This is a genomic window from Cupriavidus sp. FW216-B1 (genome assembly GCF_058789195.1).
Genome location: NZ_JBYTEL010000010.1, coordinates 191,000 through 207,646 on the forward strand (window position 1 = coordinate 191,000; position 16,647 = coordinate 207,646).

Genomic DNA, 16,647 nt, shown 5'->3' on the forward strand with positions numbered 1-16,647 from the left:
AAGTTTGGCTTTGCAGCAGCCGTTATGGCGTCTGTGGAGTGAGTCGATATCTAAAAAGACGAGGAGAGGAAAACATGCTGGCGCGTCTTAGCCTGAGGAAGAAACTGCTGTTGCCGTTGCTGCTGAGCTGGCTGTGCCTGCTCGGCCTGACGCTGTGGGATGCCTGGCAGATGCGCGACCTGCGCCTGGAGGAGCGCAAGCTGGACCTGGTCCATGTGACCGATACCGCGCTGTCGGTGGTGCAGGAATACGAGGCGCTGGGACGCAGCGGCAAGCTGCCGATGGAGGAAGCGCGGCAGCAGGCGCTGGACCGCGTGCGCGCGATGCGCTTCGGCGAGGACGGTTATTTCACGCTGATGCATTCGGACATGGTGGTGGCGATGCACCCGTTCAAGCCGGAGATGAACGGCAAGAACATGAGCGACCTCAAGGACCCCGACGGCACCTACCTGTTCCGCGAGATCGCCGCCATCGGCAAGGGCGTGGGCCACGGCTACGTGCATTACCTGTGGGCCAAGCCCGGCGCCGAGGCGCCGCAGCCCAAGCTGAGCTACGTGGCGATGTTCAAGCCGTGGGACTGGAACTTCATCGCCGGGGTCTACCTGGACGACATCGACGCGGCCTTCCGCCATGCGCTGCTGAAGTCGCTGCTGTTGCTGCTGGCCATCGGCACCGTCATGACGGTGGTGGTGATGCGCATCGCCAACGGTCTGCACAGGCAGCTTGGCGGTGAGCCGGCGCTGACTTCGCAGATCGCCGCGCGCATCGCCGAAGGCGACCTCGCCGGCGAGGTGCGCACCGCGCAGGGGGACCGCCACAGCGTGCTGTTCGCCATGCAGCAGATGCAGGGCCGGCTGACTGGCGCCATCGGCAGCATCCGCGGCTCGGCCGACTCGATCGCCAACGCGGCGCGCGAGATCGCCGCCGGCAACTCGGACCTGTCGCGCCGCAGCGAGGAGCAGGCGGCCTCGCTGGAGCAGACCGCGGCCAGCATGGAGCAGCTCACCGGCACCGTGCGCCAGAGCGCCGACAACGCGCGCCAGGCCAGCCGGCTGGCCGAGGGCGCCTCGGAGATCGCGGTGCGCGGCGGCGAGATCGTCGGCCAGGTGGTCAGCACGATGGGCGAGATCAAGGCGGCCTCGGGCAAGGTGGTGGACATCATCGGCGTGATCGAGGGCATCGCCTTCCAGACCAACATCCTGGCGCTCAACGCCGCGGTGGAAGCGGCGCGCGCCGGCGACCAGGGCCGCGGCTTCGCGGTGGTGGCCGGCGAGGTGCGCAGCCTGGCCCAGCGCAGCGCCACCGCCGCCAAGGAGATCAAGGGGCTGATCGGCAACTCGGCGCAGCGCGTGGACGACGGCGCGGCGCTGGTGGAGACTGCCGGCCAGGCCATGCACGAGATCGTGGAAGCGGTCAGGCGCGTGACCGACCTGATGGGCGAGATGCGCGCGGCCACCGAGGAGCAGACCGGCGGCATCGAGCAGGTCAACCAGGCGGTCACGCAGATGGACCAGATGGCGCAGCAGAACGCGGCGCTGGTGGAGCAGGCCGCCGCCGCCGCGGCCTCGCTCGAGGACCAGGCCGACGCCCTGCACAAGGCGGTCGGCGCGTTCCGGCTGGCGGGGGCCTGACGGCAGCGGCGGCGGATCGGGCGGCAAATCGGGCCGCGTAGTCAAGCCACGCAATCAGGCCACGCAATCAGGCCGCGTAGACGGCCTCGAACGACTTGAAGCCCTTGACTTCGATCGGGTTGCCGAACGGGTCGTAGAAGAACATGGTCCACTGCTCGCCGGGCTCGCCCGCGAAGCGGACCTGCGGCTTGAGCACGAAGTCGATGCCGGCGGCTTCCAGGCGGTCCGCCATCGCGCGCCAGTCGGGCAGCAGCAGCGCGATGCCGAAGTGCGGCATCGGCACGAGCTTGTCGCCCACGCGGCCGGTGCACGCGGTGGTCAGCGGCTCGCCGAGGTGCAGCGACAACTGGTGGCCGAAGAAGTCGAAGTCGACCCAGGTCTGGGTGCTGCGCCCTTCGGTGCAGCCCAGCACCTTGCCGTAGAAGCGGCGCGCCTCGTCGAGGTCGCGGATGTTCAGGGCCAGGTGGAATACGCTTTGCAGCGCGGTGACGTTATCGGAAGGCATGGTCGGGCAAGCTCATCAAGTGGAATGGTTCAGACAGAATTGTCGCAGGGCCGCGGGCATCTCGACCGGCCTTTCCGAGACCTTGTCGACCCAGACCCAGGTCACGCAGGCGCTCGCGTATGCCGCGCCCGATCCCGCGTCGGCGATCTCGAAGGTCAGGCCGACGCTGCTGCGGCCGACGTGGCCGCAGCCGACGCGGATGTCGAGCTCGCACGGATAGCCGACCGGCGCGCGGTACACGCAGCCGAGGCTCGCCACCACCGGCATCATGCCGGGGGCCTCGCGCGCCAGCGCCAGGCGCGCGGCGAGCTGCATGCGGGCTTCCTCGACATAGCGCAGGATGGTGACGTTGTTGACGCGGCCGTCGGCGTCGAGGTCGCCCCAGCGCGCCGCCAGCCGCAGCGTGAACAGGGCCGGCGGCGGCGGCGCGCCATCGTCGGCCAGCTTCAGCATGGCGCGCCCGGCGCCGCCGCCGGCATGGCGCGGCGCCGCCTCATACGATGCCCGCCTCGCGCAGCGCGGCGATCTCGGCCGCGCCGTAGTGCAGCTCGCCGAGCACGGCGTCGGTGTGCTCGCCGCGGTCCGGCGCCGAGGTCCGCACGCGGCTGGGCGTGCGGCTGAGCGTGAACGGCTGGCCGACCACCTCCACCGTGCCGAGCCGCTTGTGCTCCACCGGCTGCGCGATGCCCAGGTGCCGGACCTGCGAGTCGGCGAACACCTCGTCCATCGTGTAGATCGGCCCGGCCGCCACCTGCCCTTCTTCCATCGCCGCCAGCCATTCGGCCGAGGTGCGCTGGCGCGTGATCTCGGACAGCTCGGCGTTGAGCGCGTCGCGGTTGTCCGAGCGCCCCTGCTCCGTGCTGTACGGCTCGCGCTCCATCAGGTCGGGTCGCCCCAGCGCCTTGCACAGCCGCAGGAACATGGCCTGCTCGCCGGCCGCGATGTTGATGTGCCCGTCGCGGGTCGGGTACACGCCGGTGGGGATCGAGGTCGGATGGTTGTTGCCGGGCTGGGTCGGGATCTCGCCGAGGAACAGCCAGCGCGCGGCCTGGAAATCCAGCATGGCGATCATCGACTGCAGCAGCGACACCTGCACCCACTGGCCCTGCCCGGACGACTCGCGCTCCAGCAGCGCGGTCATGATCGCCATCGCGCAATAGAGCCCGGAGCCCACGTCGGCCACCGCGATGCCGGTGCGCATCGGCCCGTGCGCCGGGTCGCCGGTGACGGACATCAGCCCGCCCATGCCCTGCACGATGTGGTCGAAGCCCGGCCGGCGGGCGTAGGGGCCGTCCTGGCCGAAGCCCGAGATGCTGGCGTAGACGATGCGCGGATTGATCTTGCGCAGCGACTCGTAGTCGATGCCGAGCCGGAACTTCACGTCCGGGCGGAAGTTCTCGGCCACCACGTCGGCATTCTTGACCAGCTCGTAGAAGATCTCCCGGCCCTTCGGCTCCTTCAGGTTAATGGTGAGCGAGCGCTTGTTGCGATGCAGGTTCTGGAAATCGGGGCCGTCGCGCAGGCCGCCCCAGCCGTCGCTGACCTCCATGTGCTCGGGGCTCTCGATCTTGATCACGTCCGCGCCCCAGTCGGCGAACTGGCGCACGCAGGTAGGGCCGGCGCGCACGCGCGTGAGGTCCAGCACGCGGAACCGCTTCAGCGGCCCTTCCCTGCCCGCGGACTGGCCGGCGGGTTGATCCACTGGCTGGCCGGCCGACTGCGGCGCGGCATGTGGCTTGATTTCGGCATTCGCGTTCATCTCGTTGCCCTCATTTTCCGGTGAAGGCCGGCGCGCGCTTCTGCGCGAACGCGGCGCGGCCTTCCTTGTAGTCGTCGCTGCCGAAGCACGTGTCGATCAGCGCCTGCGCGGCCGTCATGTCGGTGGCGCGCGCCGCCGCCTCGAGCTCCAGGTAGGCGCGCTTGATCGCGCGCAGCGTCAGCGGCGCGTTGGCGGCCACGGTCTCGGCGTAGGCCAGCGCGTGGCGCTCGATGTCGGCCAGCGGCACCACCTCGTGCACCAGGCCCATCGCCAGCGCTTCCTGCGCGTTGTAGCGGCGCGCGCTGAAGAAGATGTCGCGCCCGCGCGCGGGGCCGACGATGCGGTTGAGCCGGATCTGGCCTTCATAGCCGTAGCCCACGCCGAGGCGCCCCGCCGGAATGGCGAAGCTGGCGGTGTCCGAGCAGATGCGGATGTCGCAGCTCGCGGCGAAGTCGAGCCCGCCGCCGATGCAATAGCCCTTGATCAGCGCGATGGTCGGCTTGGCGCACTGGTAGATCGCGTCGTAGGCGCGCTCGCTGGTCTGGTGGTAGTGGTGGTTCTGCGCGGCGCTGTCGCGCACGGCGCCGAACGCCGAGATGTTGGAGCCCGCGGCGAAGGCCCGCTCGCCGGCGCCCTGCACGATCACCGCGCGGATCTCGTCGTCGTCCTCGAACGCGCGCATCACGCCGGGCACGGCCTCGGCCATGTCCATCGAGATGGCGTTGTGCTTCTGCGGGTCGTTGAAGACCAGCCAGCCGATGGCGCCGCGCTTGCTGGCGACGATCTTTTCAGTCTGCGTGTTCATGTTGCCTCTCGTGGCTGGCCGCCGGCGCGCCGGCGGCGGATTGCGGTTCGGACTTGCCGGCGGGCGCGGGCTGGGCCAGCTGCACCAGCAGGCTGAGGCTGGCGTCCACGCTGGCGCGCGCGCCCTCGGGCAGGATCAGCGTGGAGCTGGCTTCCTGCACGATGGCCGGGCCGGCGATGGCCTGCCCGACGCCGAGCGCCTCGCGCTCGTAGACCGGCACCTCGGCGTACTGGCCGCGCCCGCCCAGGTACATGCGGCGCGTGCCGCGCGCGGCCTGCGCGCCCGAGATCGACGCCATCTTCACGTTCAGCTCGCTTTCCTGCGGCGTCACCGACACCGCCACGCGGATGTTGACGATCTCGATGTCGCCGGCCGGCGGCACCTGGCCGAAGGTCTGCAGGTAGCTGCGCAGGAAGGCATCGCGGATGGCCTGGTAGGTGGCGGCGCCGTAGGGGCCGGCCGGCAGGTCGGTGATGACCTCGAAGCCCTGGCCGGCGAAGCGCAGGTCGGCCGCGCGCTGCCTGGCCGCGCCGCCGCTCTGGCCCGGCAGCGTGGCGTCGATCACGGCGCAGGCGTCCTGCTCGATGCCGCGGTAGGCCTGCTCGAGCGCGTCCCAGTCGACGCGCTCGAGCGTCCAGCCCACGCTGAGCATGCGGTCGATGCGGGCCGGCGCCATCAGCAGGCCGAGCGCCGACGCCACGCCCGCGCCCGGCGGGCACAGCACGCGCTCGATGCCGAGCCGGGCCGCCACTTCGCAGCCGTGCAGCGGGCCGCCGCCGCCGGTCAGCAGCAGCGCGAACCTGCCGGCGTGGTGGCCGCGCTCGGCCACGTGCACGCGCGCGGCCGCCGCCATGTTCTCGTTGACGATGGAGTAGATGCCCCAGGCGAAGTCTGCCACCGACAGCCCCGAGGCCTCGGCCAGCGGGCGCATCGCGTCCTCGGCGCGGGCCACGTCGATGGTCATGGTGCCGCCCGCGAACGAAGCCGGGTCGAGGAAGCCGAGCACCAGGTTGGCATCGGTCACGGTCGGCTGCGTGCCGCCGCGCCCGTAGCACGCCGGCCCCGGCGTGGAGCTGGCGCTCTCGGGACCGACCTTGAGCAGGCCCAGCGCGTCGAGGTGCGCGATGCTGCCGCCGCCCGCGCCGATCTCGATCAGCTCGATGGTGGAGATCGACAGCGGCAGGCCGCTGCCCTCGGTCAGCCGCTTCTCGCGGCTGGCCTCGAAGTGGTGGGCGATCACGGGCACGCCGCCGTCGATCACCGCCAGCTTGGCGGTGGTGCCGCCCATGTCGAACGCCAGCACGTCGCCGATGCCGGAGCGCGCGCCGAAGAACGCGCCGGCCAGCGCGCCCGCCGCGGGGCCCGACTCGAGCAGCTGGATCGGCACGCGCTTGGCTTCCATCACGTGCGTGAGGCCGCCGTTGGACAGCATCATGAACAGCGGCGCGGCAATGCCGAGCGCCCCGATCTCGCTGGTCAGCCGGTCGAGATAGCCGTCGGCCAGCGGCTTCACGTAGGCGTTGGCCACGGTGGTGGAGGTGCGCTCGTACTCGCGGATCTGCCGCGACACCTCGGACGAGATCGACACGAACAGCTCGGGGTACGCCGCCTGGATCGCGGCGCGCGCCATTTCCTCGTGGACCGGATTGGCATAGGCGTGCAGGAACACGACGGCGATGGAGGTCACGCCCGCGGCCGCCAGCCGGCCGGCCTGCGCCACCGCCTGGGCCGGGTCGAGCGCCAGCTCCACGCTGCCGTCCGGGCCCAGGCGCTCGTCGACTTCGAGCCGCAGGCTGCGCGGCACGATCGGCCTGGGCAGCTCGATGTGGAGGTCGAACAGCTCGTACTTGTGCTCGCGCGCCATCTCCAGCGTGTCGCGGAAGCCCGCGGTGGTGATGAGCCCGGTGAGCGCGCCCTTGCGCTCGATCAGCGCGTTGGTAAACAGCGTGGTGGCGTGGATCACGCGATGGACGTCGGCGAACGCCATGCCTTCGCGCCCGAACAGCGTCTTCACGCCGCGGATCACGCCTTCGTACGGCGCGCTCGGCGTGGTCAGCTCCTTGTGCGAGACCGAGGTCTTGCCCACGCTGTCGTAGACCACGATGTCGGTGAACGTACCCCCGATGTCGATGCCGAGGGAGTAGCTTGCTGCTGTCATTGAGTTTCCCCTGTTTGCTTCAGGTGCTTCAGGTACTTCATGTGCTTCGTATGCTTTGGATGCCTGGCGTGGCACGCTTCGGGGCGCGCCTCGGGACACGCCTCACGGCGCGCTGACGTAGCCGTCGAGCCGGTCGCGCTCGCGCAGCGCGTCGTCGCGCTCGGCGGGCGGGCCGAAGCCGCCGCCGCCGGGCGTGAGCAGCTCCACCACCTGCCCCGGCGCGAGCACGTGCTGCACCTTCGGGTTGACCGCGACGCCGTCGATGAGCACCGCGCCGGGCTTGCCCGGCTCGCCGCCGTCCAGGCCCTGCGCCGCCGCCTCGGCGCGCGTGCGCTCGGCCATGAAGCTGACCACGATCGGCGTGCGGTTGCGGTTCTCGAAGGCGATCACCTGGCCGGTGCCGCCGCGATGCTTGCCGGCGCCGCCGCCGTCGGCGCGCAGCTCGCGCCTGAGCACCCGCAGCGGCGACATGCGCTCGATCATCTCCACCGGCGTGGACGAGATGTTGCTCGGCCAGGACAGCACGTTGGCGCCGTCCTGCTTGTGCGAGCCGCCGTAGCCGCCGTTCATGAAGAACAGGTTGGTGAAGGGCGTGCCGCTCTCGCGCACGCCGGACAGGTTCACGCACCACAGCGGCGAGCCCACCGCGGCGATGGCGCGCTCGGGCATGGCCTCGGCCAGCGCGCCGATCACCATCATCGGCACGAAGTGGCCGATCAGCGCGCGCGCGCCGCCGGCCGCGGGCGGCTTCGAATTGAGGATGCAGCCCTCGGGCGCGGTCACGCGGATCGGCGCCATCACGCCTTCGTTGTTGGGCACGTTCGGCAGCAGCACCGCGCGCAGCCCGTAGCAGGTGTAGGCGATGGTGTAGGCCAGGCAGACGTTGATCGAGCGCGGCACCTGCGCGTCGGTGCCGGTGTAGTCGACCGTGATCTCGCCGTCCTTGACCGTCATGGTCAACTCCAGCCGCACCGGCTGGTCGAGCCCGTCGCTGATCGCCGTGCGGCGGTACACGCCCTCGGGCAGGCGGCGGATCGCCTCGCGCATGGCCTGCTCGGAGCGCGCGTGGATCTCGCCGGCCAGCTCGCCGAGCGAATCGAGCCCGCGCTCGGCCATCAGGTCGAGCACGCGGGTCTCGATCATGCGCAGCGCGGTGAACTGCGCGAACAGGTCGCCCATGACCTGGTCCGGCTCGCGCACGTTCTTGCGCAGGATGGCCTCGAAGGTGGCGTCGATCTCGCCCTTGCGCACCACCTTCATGATCGGGATCTGCAGGCCTTCCTCGAACACCTCGCGCGCGTCGGCCGAGCGGATGCGCCCGCCGATGTCCGGCGCGTGCGCCACCGAGCCGGCCCAGCCCACCACCACGCCGTCGCGGAAGATCGGCTTGGCCACCGAGATGTCGGGCAGGTGCCCGGTGCCCTGCCAGATGTCGTTGGTGATGAGGATGTCGCCCGGCTCCAGCGTGTGCAGCGGGAACGCCGCCAGGAAATGGCGGATGGTGCGCGGCATCGTGTTCATGAACGACGGAATGCTGTTGGTCGCCTGGGCGATCGAGGCGCCGTCCGCGGTGGTCAGCACGCACGCGAAGTCGTTGGACTCGCGCACGATGGTCGAGAACGAAGTCCGCACCATCGCGGCGGCGGCCTCGTCGACGATCGAGATCATGCGGGTCCACAGCAGCTCCAGTGTGACCGCGTCAAAGCGTTGACTCATTTTTTTCCCCTGGCGCGGCGGCGCCATCGTGGTGCCGCCGCAGGTTGGTTGACACAAATCGAATGTACCGATTTAGACTATGTATTCCCAATGCTGTTTTGCCGGTACGGTATTCCAGATGAACATAGACTCGCCGCCCGACCGCGCCGCCCCCGCCAGGCCGGTCACTACCGCCACGCTCAAGATCCACGAGCTCGAGGCGTTCCGCGCCGTGATGTTGCGCGGCACCGCCACCGAGGCCGCCGTGCTCATGCACACCACCCAGCCGGTCATCAGCAAGCTGATCGCGCGCTTCCAGCACAGCATCGGCATCCAGTTGTTCGAGCTGCGCAAGAGCCGGCTGGTGCCGACGCCCGAGGCGCACATCCTGTTCAAGACCATCGAGCGCACCTACGTGGGCCTGGACCACGTGGCGCAGGCCATCGCCGAGCTGCAGGGCGGCCACAGCGGGCGCCTCATCATCGGCAGCCTGCCCTCGTTCGGCATGGGCCCGCTGGCCGGCATCACCGCCGAATTCCTGCAGGCCGAGCCCAATCTCGAGGTGCTGATCGAAACCGTGAACTCCAGCCTGATCCGCCACAGCGTGGTGTCGGGCAAGGTCGACCTGGGCATCGCGCTGAAGTCGGTCGATACCGCCGGCGTGCGCGCCGAGCCGCTGGTCTCGGTCAACACCGTGTGCGTGATGGGCAAGGGCCATCCGCTCGGCGCCAGGCGCGAGATCGGCGTGGCGGACCTGCGCGGCCAGCCGCTGATCCTGCCGTCGCGCGACAGCGCGTCGCGCGCGGCCATCGACCAGGTGTTCGGCGAGGCCGGCATCACGCCGCGCGTGATCGCCGAGACCTCGTATGCGATGACCATGTGCCTGCTCGCCATGCAGGGCAACGGCGCGGCGCTGGTGAGCCCGTTCGCCGCCATGCACCTGCGCAAGGCCGGCCTGGTGGTCAAGCGCTTCGTGCCGCGCATTCCGGTCGAGCTGCTGCTGCTCACGGCGCTCGACACCTCGCCGTCGCGCATCGCGGCGCGCTTCATCGAGCGCATGCACCGCTCGCTCGACCGCTTCGAGGAAGTCTGGGGCTGACACCGGCATGATGCGCGGCGCCGGCATCAGTTCGCCACGATGTGCGCTTCCTTGATGACCTTGCCGAACTTGGCGGTCTCGGCGGCGATGAAGGCATTGGTGGCGCTCACGTCCTTGTTGCCGGGAATCACGCCCATCTCCGCCAGGCGCGGCTGCATGTCGGGCGCCTGCATGATCTCGCGGATGTCGTGGTTGAGCTTGCGCACGATGTCGTCGGGCGTGCCGGCCGGCGCGGCGATCGTAAACCACGCGGTAAACACGTAGCTCGACAGGCCGTCCTCGCCGATGGTCGGCACGTTGGGCAGGCTGGCGGCGCGGCTGGGGCCCGTCACCGCCACCGCGCGGATGGCGCCCGAGTTGATCAGCGGCAGCGCGGTGGGCAGGTTCTCGAACATCATCTGCAGGCGGCCGCCGACCAGGTCGGTCAGCGCCGGGCCGCTGCCCTTGTACGGCACGTGCGAGATCTTCGCGCCCGACTGGTACTTGAACAGCTCGCCCGCCATGTGCGTCGACGAGCCGTAGCCGGCCGAGCCGAAGAACAGCGTGTCCGGGTGCGAGACGCTGTCCTTGATGATGGCCCCGGTGTCCTTGAGCTTCACGTTCTTCGAGACCACCAGCACGTTGGGCATGGCCGCCAGGATCACGATCGGCTTGAGCTCGGTCGACGGGTTGTAGTTCAGCTTCGGATAGACCTGGTACGTCGAGTGGATGCCCATCGTGCCGAACAGCAGCGTGTAGCCGTCCGGCGCCGAGCGCGCCACGTTCTCGGCGCCGATGTTGCCGCCCACGCCGGGCCGGTTGTCCACCACCACGGTCTGGCCGTATTTCTCGCTGAGCTTCTGCGCGAGCAGGCGGCCCAGCACGTCGGCCGAGCCGCCCGGCGCGAGCGGCACGACCAGCCGGATGGACTTGTTCGGGTAGCCCTGCGCCGATGCCGGACAGGACGCGAGAATGCTGATCGACGCAATGAGGGCCAGCGCTATCTTCTTCATGGTTTCGCCTTGATGTGTGAGTTGCCGGGGAAAACCCGCGCGCGGCGCGGCGGGATTTCCGCTTCGGATGCGATCGATCTGGCGCGGGCCGGCGGCACGCGGCTTCCGGATTCGGTCCGGTATCTCGCGATCTGCGAAGCAATATATGGACGCACCCGGTGGCTGCCCAATTCTTTTAGGCGCGCAGGGTATGTCGCGCGGATATGCGCTCCGGCGCGCTGCCCGCATGCGGTGCGGCGCGCCGGAAATACCGCACCAGGAGAGGGCGGCGCGGGCGGCCCGCGCCCGCAATAGGTGCCGCCGGAACACGCGCCGGCGCGGCGGGAAAGCCGCTTTGCGCGGCCCGCGGCGAGGTTACGGCAACGCCGGCGCGGTGGCGTCGCCCGCCATCAGGTGGCGCGCCAGCAGGCCCGCGTGCGGCGTCAGCGCGGCGAAGTCGCGCGCGCACAGATGCAGCTGCCGCAGCGCCCACGGCTCCGACAGCGGCAGCAGCGCCAGCCCCGGGCGGCGCAGTTCCGCGGCGGAAGCTTCGGAAAGAACCGCGATGCCGACGCCCGCCTCGACCATCGCGCCGACATCCGCCACGCTGCGCAGCCGCACGCGATAGGCAAGCTGGCGCCCGAGCCGCGCCGCGCGCTCGCCGAGGTGGATCTCCAGCGCGGCATCGGCCAGTCCCACGAAAGGCTCGCCGGCAAGGTCGGCGAACGCCACGCGCGCCTGCCGGGCGAGGCGGTGCGCGCCGCTGGCCACCACCACCAGCTGGTCCTGCGCGAGCAGGCGCGTCTGCAGCGCGGCGAGGTCGGCGATGTCCGCCACGATGCCCAGGTCGGCGCGCCCGTCGGCAAGCGCGCGCACGATCTCGCCGCTGGGCTGCTCCTCGAGGTCGACCGACAGATCGGGATACGCCGCCAGGAAGCGGCGCAGGCGGCTCGGCAGCAGCGCGGCCAGCGCCGCCGTGTTGGACAGCAGCCGCACGCGCCCCTTGAGGCCGGTGGCGTAGCTGCGCAGCTCTCCGCGCATCTGCTCCACCTGCCCCAGGATCAGGCGCGCGTGCCGGACCAGCGCGTCGCCGGCCGCGGTGGTGTGCACGCCGCGCCGGGTCCGCTCCAGCAGCGGCGCGCCCAGCGCGGCCTCCATGCCGGAGACGCGCTCGCTCGCGGAGGCCAGCGCGAGATTGGTGGCGCGCGCGCCGCGGGTCAGGCTGCCGTGCTCCACGACGCTGAGAAACAGGCGCATGTCGGTGAGATCGAAGCGCATCGTCGTTGCCTTTCCGGATTTCGGTTGAACCGAAGCCTAGCACCGGAATTGCCAGATTGCGCGCGCGCCGGCGCCCGCCTACGATGCCTGGCATGGACGCTACCCTGCTGCTCTCGCTTGCCGGCCTGACCGCCGGCGCCATGAACGCCCTCGCCGGCGGCGGCTCGTTCGTCAGCCTGCCGGCCCTGATCGCGGCCGGCGTGCCATCGGTTCAGGCGAATGCTTCGAGCACGGTCGCGCTGTTTCCGGGCGGCCTCGCCAGCGCGTGGGCCTACCGCGACGACCTCGGGCCGGTGGGCACGGTGCCGCTGCGCCCGCTGCTGCTGGCCACGCTCGCCGGCGGCGTGGCCGGCGCCGTGCTGCTGCTGTACACGCCCGCGAAGACCTTCGACTTCGTGCTGCCGTGGCTGCTGCTGGTGGCCAGCCTCGCGCTGTCGTGCGGGCGCCGGCTCGGCGAATGGCTGCGCCGGCGCGCGCGCATCCGCCCGGCGGCGGTGCTCGCGGTCCAGTTCGGCCTCGGGGTCTACGGCGGCTACTTCGGCGGCGCCGTCGGCATCATGATGATGGCCGTCTGGGGCCTGCTCGACAGCCGCGACCTCAAGAGCCTGAATGCGCCGCGCACGCTGCTGGTCAGCGCCGCCAACGCGATGGCGGTGGTGATCTTCATGGCCGCGCGCGCGGTCCACTGGCCCAGCACGCTGGTGATGCTGGCCGCGGCCACCGTGGGCGGCTACGTGGGCGCGCAGATCGGCCGCCGGGCGCCGGCCCGCGTGGTGCGCGCGGTCACGCTGGCGCTCACCGCCGGCATCACCGTGGCGTTTTTCGCGCGGGCTTACCTGCCCGGGTATTTGTAAGCGGGATCGGCGCGGGGGGTCGGGCGCCTGCGCGAGCAAGGACGCCCGGCAGTGGAAAAATGCCTTCCGCGCTACCTCGGCTGTCCGGGCACGATGCCTGGCGCCGGCCGGCTCGTAAAAAGACGACTGCCTCGCGCGGGAAATCGGATCGTTTTTTCCAGCGCCGTCTTTATGTTTTTCTTTTTCCGGATTCCCGCAACCATTTTTTTATTTTCATTTTCGATGCGCCGGTAAAAGGCCAATTTGCACCATTGGCGTGACGCAATACCGCCGCACGGCAGCGCGGGCATTTTTCGGGTGCAGCGCGGGGGAGGGATTTCCCTTATCCGCACCAGCGCGGCGCATCGCGGAAGTGCGTGGAAATACGGCCGGCATCGCCGCCGGCGAACTGATATAACGGCATGGAATATCAGCGGCCGCAGGATTGATTATGGCCGTCCAAATGCAGCTTTTAGACTCTCCCTCAACGGTAGCAACGGCGCTCCGTAGTCCGTGGCCGATAGTGGAGGAGATTCGAATGAGCAGCGAACTGACAGCGGACGTGCGAACGCGCGGCACCGCCAGGCGGGAAGAGATCAAGGTAGTCGCAGGCGCGTGCGTCGGCACCGTGCTGGAATGGTACGACTTTTTCCTTTACGGAAGCCTGGCGATTTTCTTTTCGTCACATTTCTTTCCGGCCGGTAATTCGACTGCCAGTTATCTGGCATCGCTGGCGACATTTGGCATCGGCTTTATTATCCGGCCACTCGGTGCCGTCGTATTCGGCCGCTTCGGCGACAAAGCCGGGCGCAAGGCCACCTTTCTCGCCACCGTGGTCTTGATGGGAATCTCGACGGCGGGCATCGGCCTGCTGCCTTCCTACGAAACCCTCGGCTGGGCATCCCCCGCCATCCTCGTCGTGCTGCGCTTGCTGCAAGGGCTGGCGCTGGGCGGCGAGTACGGCGGCGCGGCCGCCTACATCGCCGAACACACGCCCTCGGGCCGCCGCGGCTACGCGACCGGCTGGCTCCAGACCACGGCGACCTTCGGCTTCCTGCTGTCGCTCGCGGTCACGCAGATCTGCCGCGGCTGGATCTCGGCGGAAGACTTTGCCGCGTGGGGCTGGCGCGTGCCGTTCCTGGCCTCGCTGCTCCTGCTGGCCGTGTCGACCTACATCCGCACGACGCTGTCGGAATCGCCGGTCTTCAAGCGCATGAAGGCGGAGAACCGGACCTCGAGCGCGCCGCTGCGCGACAGCCTGATGGTCGGCCAGAACGTGCGGCGCATGCTGGCCATGCTGTTCGGCGCGCAGGCCGCCGTCGGCGTGGTCTGGTACACCTGCAACTTCTACGTGCTGTATTTCCTCACGTCCACGCTGAAGGTGCCGGCCAGCGACGCCTACGGCTATCTCGTCGTCGCGCTGATCTTCTCGCTGCCGCTCTACGTGTTCTTCGGCTGGCTGTCGGACAAGGTCGGGCGCAAGTGGATCGTGCTGATCGGCTGCGGCATGGCGGTGCTGACGTTCATGCCGATCTTCTCGCAACTGAGCAAGGCCGTGAATCCCGCGCTCGCGCAGTTCCGGCAGTCCGTCGCCATCCGCGTGGTCGCCTCGGACTGCTCGGGCGGCCTGTTCTCCGATGCCGGCACGCCGTGCGACAAGGCGCGCGACTTCCTGACCCAGGCCGGCCTGTCCTACCGCGTGGAGCCCGGCCTGGCCGGCGAGCCGCTGGTCACGTACGTCGGCGACGCGCCGCTCAAGGGCTTCGACGCGAAAGCCTACAAGGAGGCGCTGGCGGCCGCGGGTTATCCGGGCGCCGCCGACGACAAGGCGATCGACCGCCCGGCGATGTACGCGCTGCTGTTCCTGCTGATGATCTGGGGCGCGATGGCCTACGGCCCGATGTCCGCCTATTACGTGGAGCTGTTCCCGGCGGCCATCCGCTACACCTCGATCTCCATTCCGTACAACATCGGCGCGGGCTACTTCGGCGGGCTGGCCCCCTTCATGTCGACCGCGCTCGCCGTCAGGTCGGGCGACGTGCTGGGCGGCCTGTGGTACGCGATCGTCGTCGGCGGCGTCTCGGTGGTCCTCGGCATGTTCCTGCTGAAGGAGACCAAGGACGTCGACGTGAACCAGTGACGCGAACCCGTGAAGCGGCATTCCCGGCATTCAACCCATCGGAGCAACTCCATGACGCAGTCCAGTCAGGCACGACTAGTGCAAGGTAAGGCCACGCCACGCGGGCGATTCCCGCACGTGGTGCGCGCCGGCGATTTCCTCTTCGTCTCGGGCACCAGCTCGCGGCGGCCGGACAACAGTTTCGCCGGGGCGTCGGCGGACGAATTCGGCACCGCGTCGGTCGACATCCGGCAGCAGACGCGCGCGGTGATCGAGAACATCCGCGACATCCTGCGCGCGGAAGGAGCCGACCTGCGCAATGTGGTGGAGATCACCGCCTTCCTGGTCAGCATGCACGACTTCGGCGGCTATAACGAAGTGTATGCCGAGTACTTCGACGAGGGCGGCCCCACGCGCACGACGGTGGCCGTGCATCAGTTGCCGCACCCGCTGCTGACCATCGAGATCAAAGCCATCGCCTACGCCCCGCGCGCGCAGGCGCAGTGACCAAGCCAGGAAGAACCGGAGAAGACAATGCTGCAGTATGGTGCGCCCTTCAATTTCGGCAGGTGGATCGACGAACACCGGCATCTGCTGAGGCCGCCGGTCGGCAACCGGCAGGTCTGGCAGGACGCCGACTTCATCGTGACGGCGGTCGGCGGCCCGAACCTGCGGACCGACTATCACGACGATCCGCTCGAGGAATTCTTCTACCAGATCGAGGGAAACGCCCACCTGAACCTGATGGTGGACGGCCGGCGCGAGCGCGTCGACCTGCGCGAAGGGGACGTGTTCCTGCTGCCGCCGCACGTGCGCCATTCCCCGCAGCGGCCCGAGGAGCGCAGCGTGTGCCTGGTGATCGAGCGCCAGCGCCCGCAGGGCGCGCTGGACGGGTTCGAATGGTACTGCCCGCGCTGCGACAGCCTGATCCACCGCGTCGAGGTGCAGTTGCGCAGCATCGTCGAAGACCTGCCTCCCCTGTTCGAGGCGTTCTACGCATCGGAGGAAAAGCGGCATTGCCGCAGCTGCGGCACCCTCCACCCCGGCCGCGGCGCCTAGCCCCCACAACTCCGGACCAAGGCATATCACCATGACAAGCATCGCGATGGCCGGCCTGACCACCAGGCAGAAGTACTGGCTCATCACCGGCAGCGTCGGCCCGCGCCCCGTCGCGCTGGTGACCACGCTGGGCGGGGACGGCGTGTGCAACGCCGCCCCCTACAGCGCGTTCAACTACATGGGCGAAGACCCGCCGCTGTTCGCCATCGCGGTGGACCGCTACGGCGACGAAAGCCACCGGCCCGGCGAGGCCAAGGATACGCTCACGAACATCCTGGCGCGGCAGGAATTCGTCGTCAACATGGTGGACGAACCCATCGTGGAACAGGCCGTGCGGTGCGGCAGCGACTTCCCCGCCCATCTCTCCGAGGCGGAGGCGGTGGGCTTGTCGCTCGCGCCGTCGCAGGCGGTGGCGGTGCCGCGCGTCGCGCAGGCGCCCATCGCCTGGGAATGCAGGCTGTACAAGGTCTTCGCGTTTTCCGCGCAACGCTCGATCGTGTTCGGCGAGATCGTGGCGATGTACGTGCGCGACGCGCTTTTCGACGAGCAGCGGCTGCGCATCCGGGTGGACGAGTTCGCCCCGGTCGGGCGGCTGGGTGGACCGAACTATTGCCGCACGTCCGACCGCATCCGCATTCCGGTGCCGACCTACCTGCCGTCGGTCGGCGCGGCAAGAGAATGAACGCCGGCCGCGAACGGGCCAGGCCCGCCGCGGCATTTCCCTGAGGTGACGTC

At 69.6% G+C, this 16,647-nt stretch carries 16 protein-coding genes; 8 read left to right on the forward strand and 8 right to left on the reverse strand.

The window, feature by feature from the left end; translation table 11 throughout:
- Positions 1 to 74: 74 nt before the first annotated feature.
- On the forward strand, positions 75 to 1,631 hold the full coding sequence (locus AC3WXD_RS21285; RefSeq protein ID WP_020423826.1) for a methyl-accepting chemotaxis protein: 1,557 nt from the start codon (positions 75 to 77) through the stop codon (positions 1,629 to 1,631).
- A gap of 67 nt (positions 1,632 to 1,698) precedes the next feature.
- On the opposite strand, the gene AC3WXD_RS21290 is transcribed toward AC3WXD_RS21285, so the two are convergent.
- From AC3WXD_RS21290 to AC3WXD_RS21315, 6 genes are all read right to left on the reverse strand, one after another.
- The gene (locus tag AC3WXD_RS21290; RefSeq protein WP_059412046.1) at positions 1,699 to 2,112 is read right to left on the reverse strand and encodes a VOC family protein; all 414 of its coding nucleotides are present in this window, start codon (positions 2,110 to 2,112) and stop codon (positions 1,699 to 1,701) included.
- A 39-nt stretch (positions 2,113 to 2,151) separates the two neighbouring features.
- Entirely contained in the window at positions 2,152 to 2,589 is a 438-nt protein-coding gene (locus AC3WXD_RS21295; protein ID WP_020203782.1) for an acyl-CoA thioesterase, read from the reverse strand.
- A 40-nt stretch (positions 2,590 to 2,629) separates the two neighbouring features.
- A complete protein-coding gene (locus tag AC3WXD_RS21300; RefSeq protein ID WP_020203783.1) occupies positions 2,630 to 3,895 on the reverse strand; it encodes a CaiB/BaiF CoA transferase family protein in 1,266 nt (421 codons plus the stop codon).
- 10 nt (positions 3,896 to 3,905) lie between these two features.
- Positions 3,906 to 4,700, reverse strand: a complete 795-nt coding sequence (locus tag AC3WXD_RS21305; protein WP_020203784.1) for an enoyl-CoA hydratase — start codon at positions 4,698 to 4,700, stop codon at positions 3,906 to 3,908.
- Positions 4,684 to 6,858 carry a hydantoinase/oxoprolinase family protein gene (locus tag AC3WXD_RS21310; RefSeq protein ID WP_020203785.1) on the reverse strand — a complete coding sequence of 725 codons (2,175 nt, stop codon included), beginning with the start codon at positions 6,856 to 6,858 and terminating at the stop codon, positions 4,684 to 4,686. The genes AC3WXD_RS21305 and AC3WXD_RS21310 overlap by 17 nt, the downstream gene beginning before the upstream one ends.
- Positions 6,859 to 6,960: 102 nt before the next feature.
- On the reverse strand, positions 6,961 to 8,574 hold the full coding sequence (locus tag AC3WXD_RS21315) for a hydantoinase B/oxoprolinase family protein (RefSeq protein ID WP_454733953.1): 1,614 nt from the start codon (positions 8,572 to 8,574) through the stop codon (positions 6,961 to 6,963).
- A 118-nt stretch (positions 8,575 to 8,692) separates the two neighbouring features.
- Here AC3WXD_RS21315 and AC3WXD_RS21320 point away from each other — a divergent pair, with 118 nt between their 5' ends.
- Positions 8,693 to 9,652, forward strand: coding sequence for a LysR substrate-binding domain-containing protein (locus AC3WXD_RS21320; protein WP_020203787.1), 960 nt, complete (start codon positions 8,693 to 8,695; stop codon positions 9,650 to 9,652).
- 26 nt (positions 9,653 to 9,678) lie between these two features.
- On the opposite strand, the gene AC3WXD_RS21325 is transcribed toward AC3WXD_RS21320, so the two are convergent.
- Together AC3WXD_RS21325 and AC3WXD_RS21330 are read right to left on the reverse strand one after the other, a co-directional pair.
- The gene (locus tag AC3WXD_RS21325; protein WP_020203788.1) at positions 9,679 to 10,644 is read right to left on the reverse strand and encodes a Bug family tripartite tricarboxylate transporter substrate binding protein; all 966 of its coding nucleotides are present in this window, start codon (positions 10,642 to 10,644) and stop codon (positions 9,679 to 9,681) included.
- 354 nt (positions 10,645 to 10,998) lie between these two features.
- Positions 10,999 to 11,901, reverse strand: a complete 903-nt coding sequence (locus AC3WXD_RS21330) for a LysR family transcriptional regulator (RefSeq protein ID WP_492324642.1) — start codon at positions 11,899 to 11,901, stop codon at positions 10,999 to 11,001.
- Between the two features lie 92 nt (positions 11,902 to 11,993).
- On the opposite strand from AC3WXD_RS21330, the gene AC3WXD_RS21335 reads away from it, so the two are divergent.
- From AC3WXD_RS21335 to AC3WXD_RS21360, 6 genes are all read left to right on the forward strand, one after another.
- Complete coding sequence (locus tag AC3WXD_RS21335) at positions 11,994 to 12,755, forward strand: sulfite exporter TauE/SafE family protein (RefSeq protein WP_492324643.1); 762 nt, start codon at positions 11,994 to 11,996, stop codon at positions 12,753 to 12,755.
- Between the two features lie 59 nt (positions 12,756 to 12,814).
- Positions 12,815 to 13,015, forward strand: coding sequence for a hypothetical protein (locus AC3WXD_RS21340; protein ID WP_155888123.1), 201 nt, complete (start codon positions 12,815 to 12,817; stop codon positions 13,013 to 13,015).
- A 257-nt stretch (positions 13,016 to 13,272) separates the two neighbouring features.
- Entirely contained in the window at positions 13,273 to 14,874 is a 1,602-nt protein-coding gene (locus tag AC3WXD_RS21345) for an MFS transporter (protein ID WP_492324644.1), read from the forward strand.
- 51 nt (positions 14,875 to 14,925) lie between these two features.
- Positions 14,926 to 15,360: a RidA family protein gene (locus AC3WXD_RS21350; protein ID WP_059411966.1), complete on the forward strand. Its 435-nt coding sequence runs from the start codon at positions 14,926 to 14,928 to the stop codon at positions 15,358 to 15,360.
- Between the two features lie 27 nt (positions 15,361 to 15,387).
- Positions 15,388 to 15,912: a 3-hydroxyanthranilate 3,4-dioxygenase gene (locus AC3WXD_RS21355; RefSeq protein ID WP_020203793.1), complete on the forward strand. Its 525-nt coding sequence runs from the start codon at positions 15,388 to 15,390 to the stop codon at positions 15,910 to 15,912.
- A gap of 31 nt (positions 15,913 to 15,943) precedes the next feature.
- Positions 15,944 to 16,594: a flavin reductase family protein gene (locus AC3WXD_RS21360; RefSeq protein WP_020203794.1), complete on the forward strand. Its 651-nt coding sequence runs from the start codon at positions 15,944 to 15,946 to the stop codon at positions 16,592 to 16,594.
- The last annotated feature ends 53 nt before the right edge of the window (positions 16,595 to 16,647 follow it).

Coding starts and splice junctions, on each gene's coding strand:
- AC3WXD_RS21285 (WP_020423826.1), top strand. CDS start 75: ATGCTGGCGCGTCTTAGCCTGAGGAAGAAACTGCTGTTGCCGTTGCTG.
- AC3WXD_RS21295 (WP_020203782.1), bottom strand. CDS start 2,589: ATGCTGAAGCTGGCCGACGATGGCGCGCCGCCGCCGCCGGCCCTGTTC.
- AC3WXD_RS21300 (WP_020203783.1), bottom strand. CDS start 3,895: ATGAACGCGAATGCCGAAATCAAGCCACATGCCGCGCCGCAGTCGGCC.
- AC3WXD_RS21305 (WP_020203784.1), bottom strand. CDS start 4,700: ATGAACACGCAGACTGAAAAGATCGTCGCCAGCAAGCGCGGCGCCATC.
- AC3WXD_RS21310 (WP_020203785.1), bottom strand. CDS start 6,858: ATGACAGCAGCAAGCTACTCCCTCGGCATCGACATCGGGGGTACGTTC.
- AC3WXD_RS21315 (WP_454733953.1), bottom strand. CDS start 8,574: ATGAGTCAACGCTTTGACGCGGTCACACTGGAGCTGCTGTGGACCCGC.
- AC3WXD_RS21320 (WP_020203787.1), top strand. CDS start 8,693: ATGAACATAGACTCGCCGCCCGACCGCGCCGCCCCCGCCAGGCCGGTC.
- AC3WXD_RS21325 (WP_020203788.1), bottom strand. CDS start 10,644: ATGAAGAAGATAGCGCTGGCCCTCATTGCGTCGATCAGCATTCTCGCG.
- AC3WXD_RS21330 (WP_492324642.1), bottom strand. CDS start 11,901: ATGCGCTTCGATCTCACCGACATGCGCCTGTTTCTCAGCGTCGTGGAG.
- AC3WXD_RS21335 (WP_492324643.1), top strand. CDS start 11,994: ATGGACGCTACCCTGCTGCTCTCGCTTGCCGGCCTGACCGCCGGCGCC.
- AC3WXD_RS21340 (WP_155888123.1), top strand. CDS start 12,815: ATGCCTTCCGCGCTACCTCGGCTGTCCGGGCACGATGCCTGGCGCCGG.
- AC3WXD_RS21345 (WP_492324644.1), top strand. CDS start 13,273: ATGAGCAGCGAACTGACAGCGGACGTGCGAACGCGCGGCACCGCCAGG.
- AC3WXD_RS21350 (WP_059411966.1), top strand. CDS start 14,926: ATGACGCAGTCCAGTCAGGCACGACTAGTGCAAGGTAAGGCCACGCCA.
- AC3WXD_RS21355 (WP_020203793.1), top strand. CDS start 15,388: ATGCTGCAGTATGGTGCGCCCTTCAATTTCGGCAGGTGGATCGACGAA.
- AC3WXD_RS21360 (WP_020203794.1), top strand. CDS start 15,944: ATGACAAGCATCGCGATGGCCGGCCTGACCACCAGGCAGAAGTACTGG.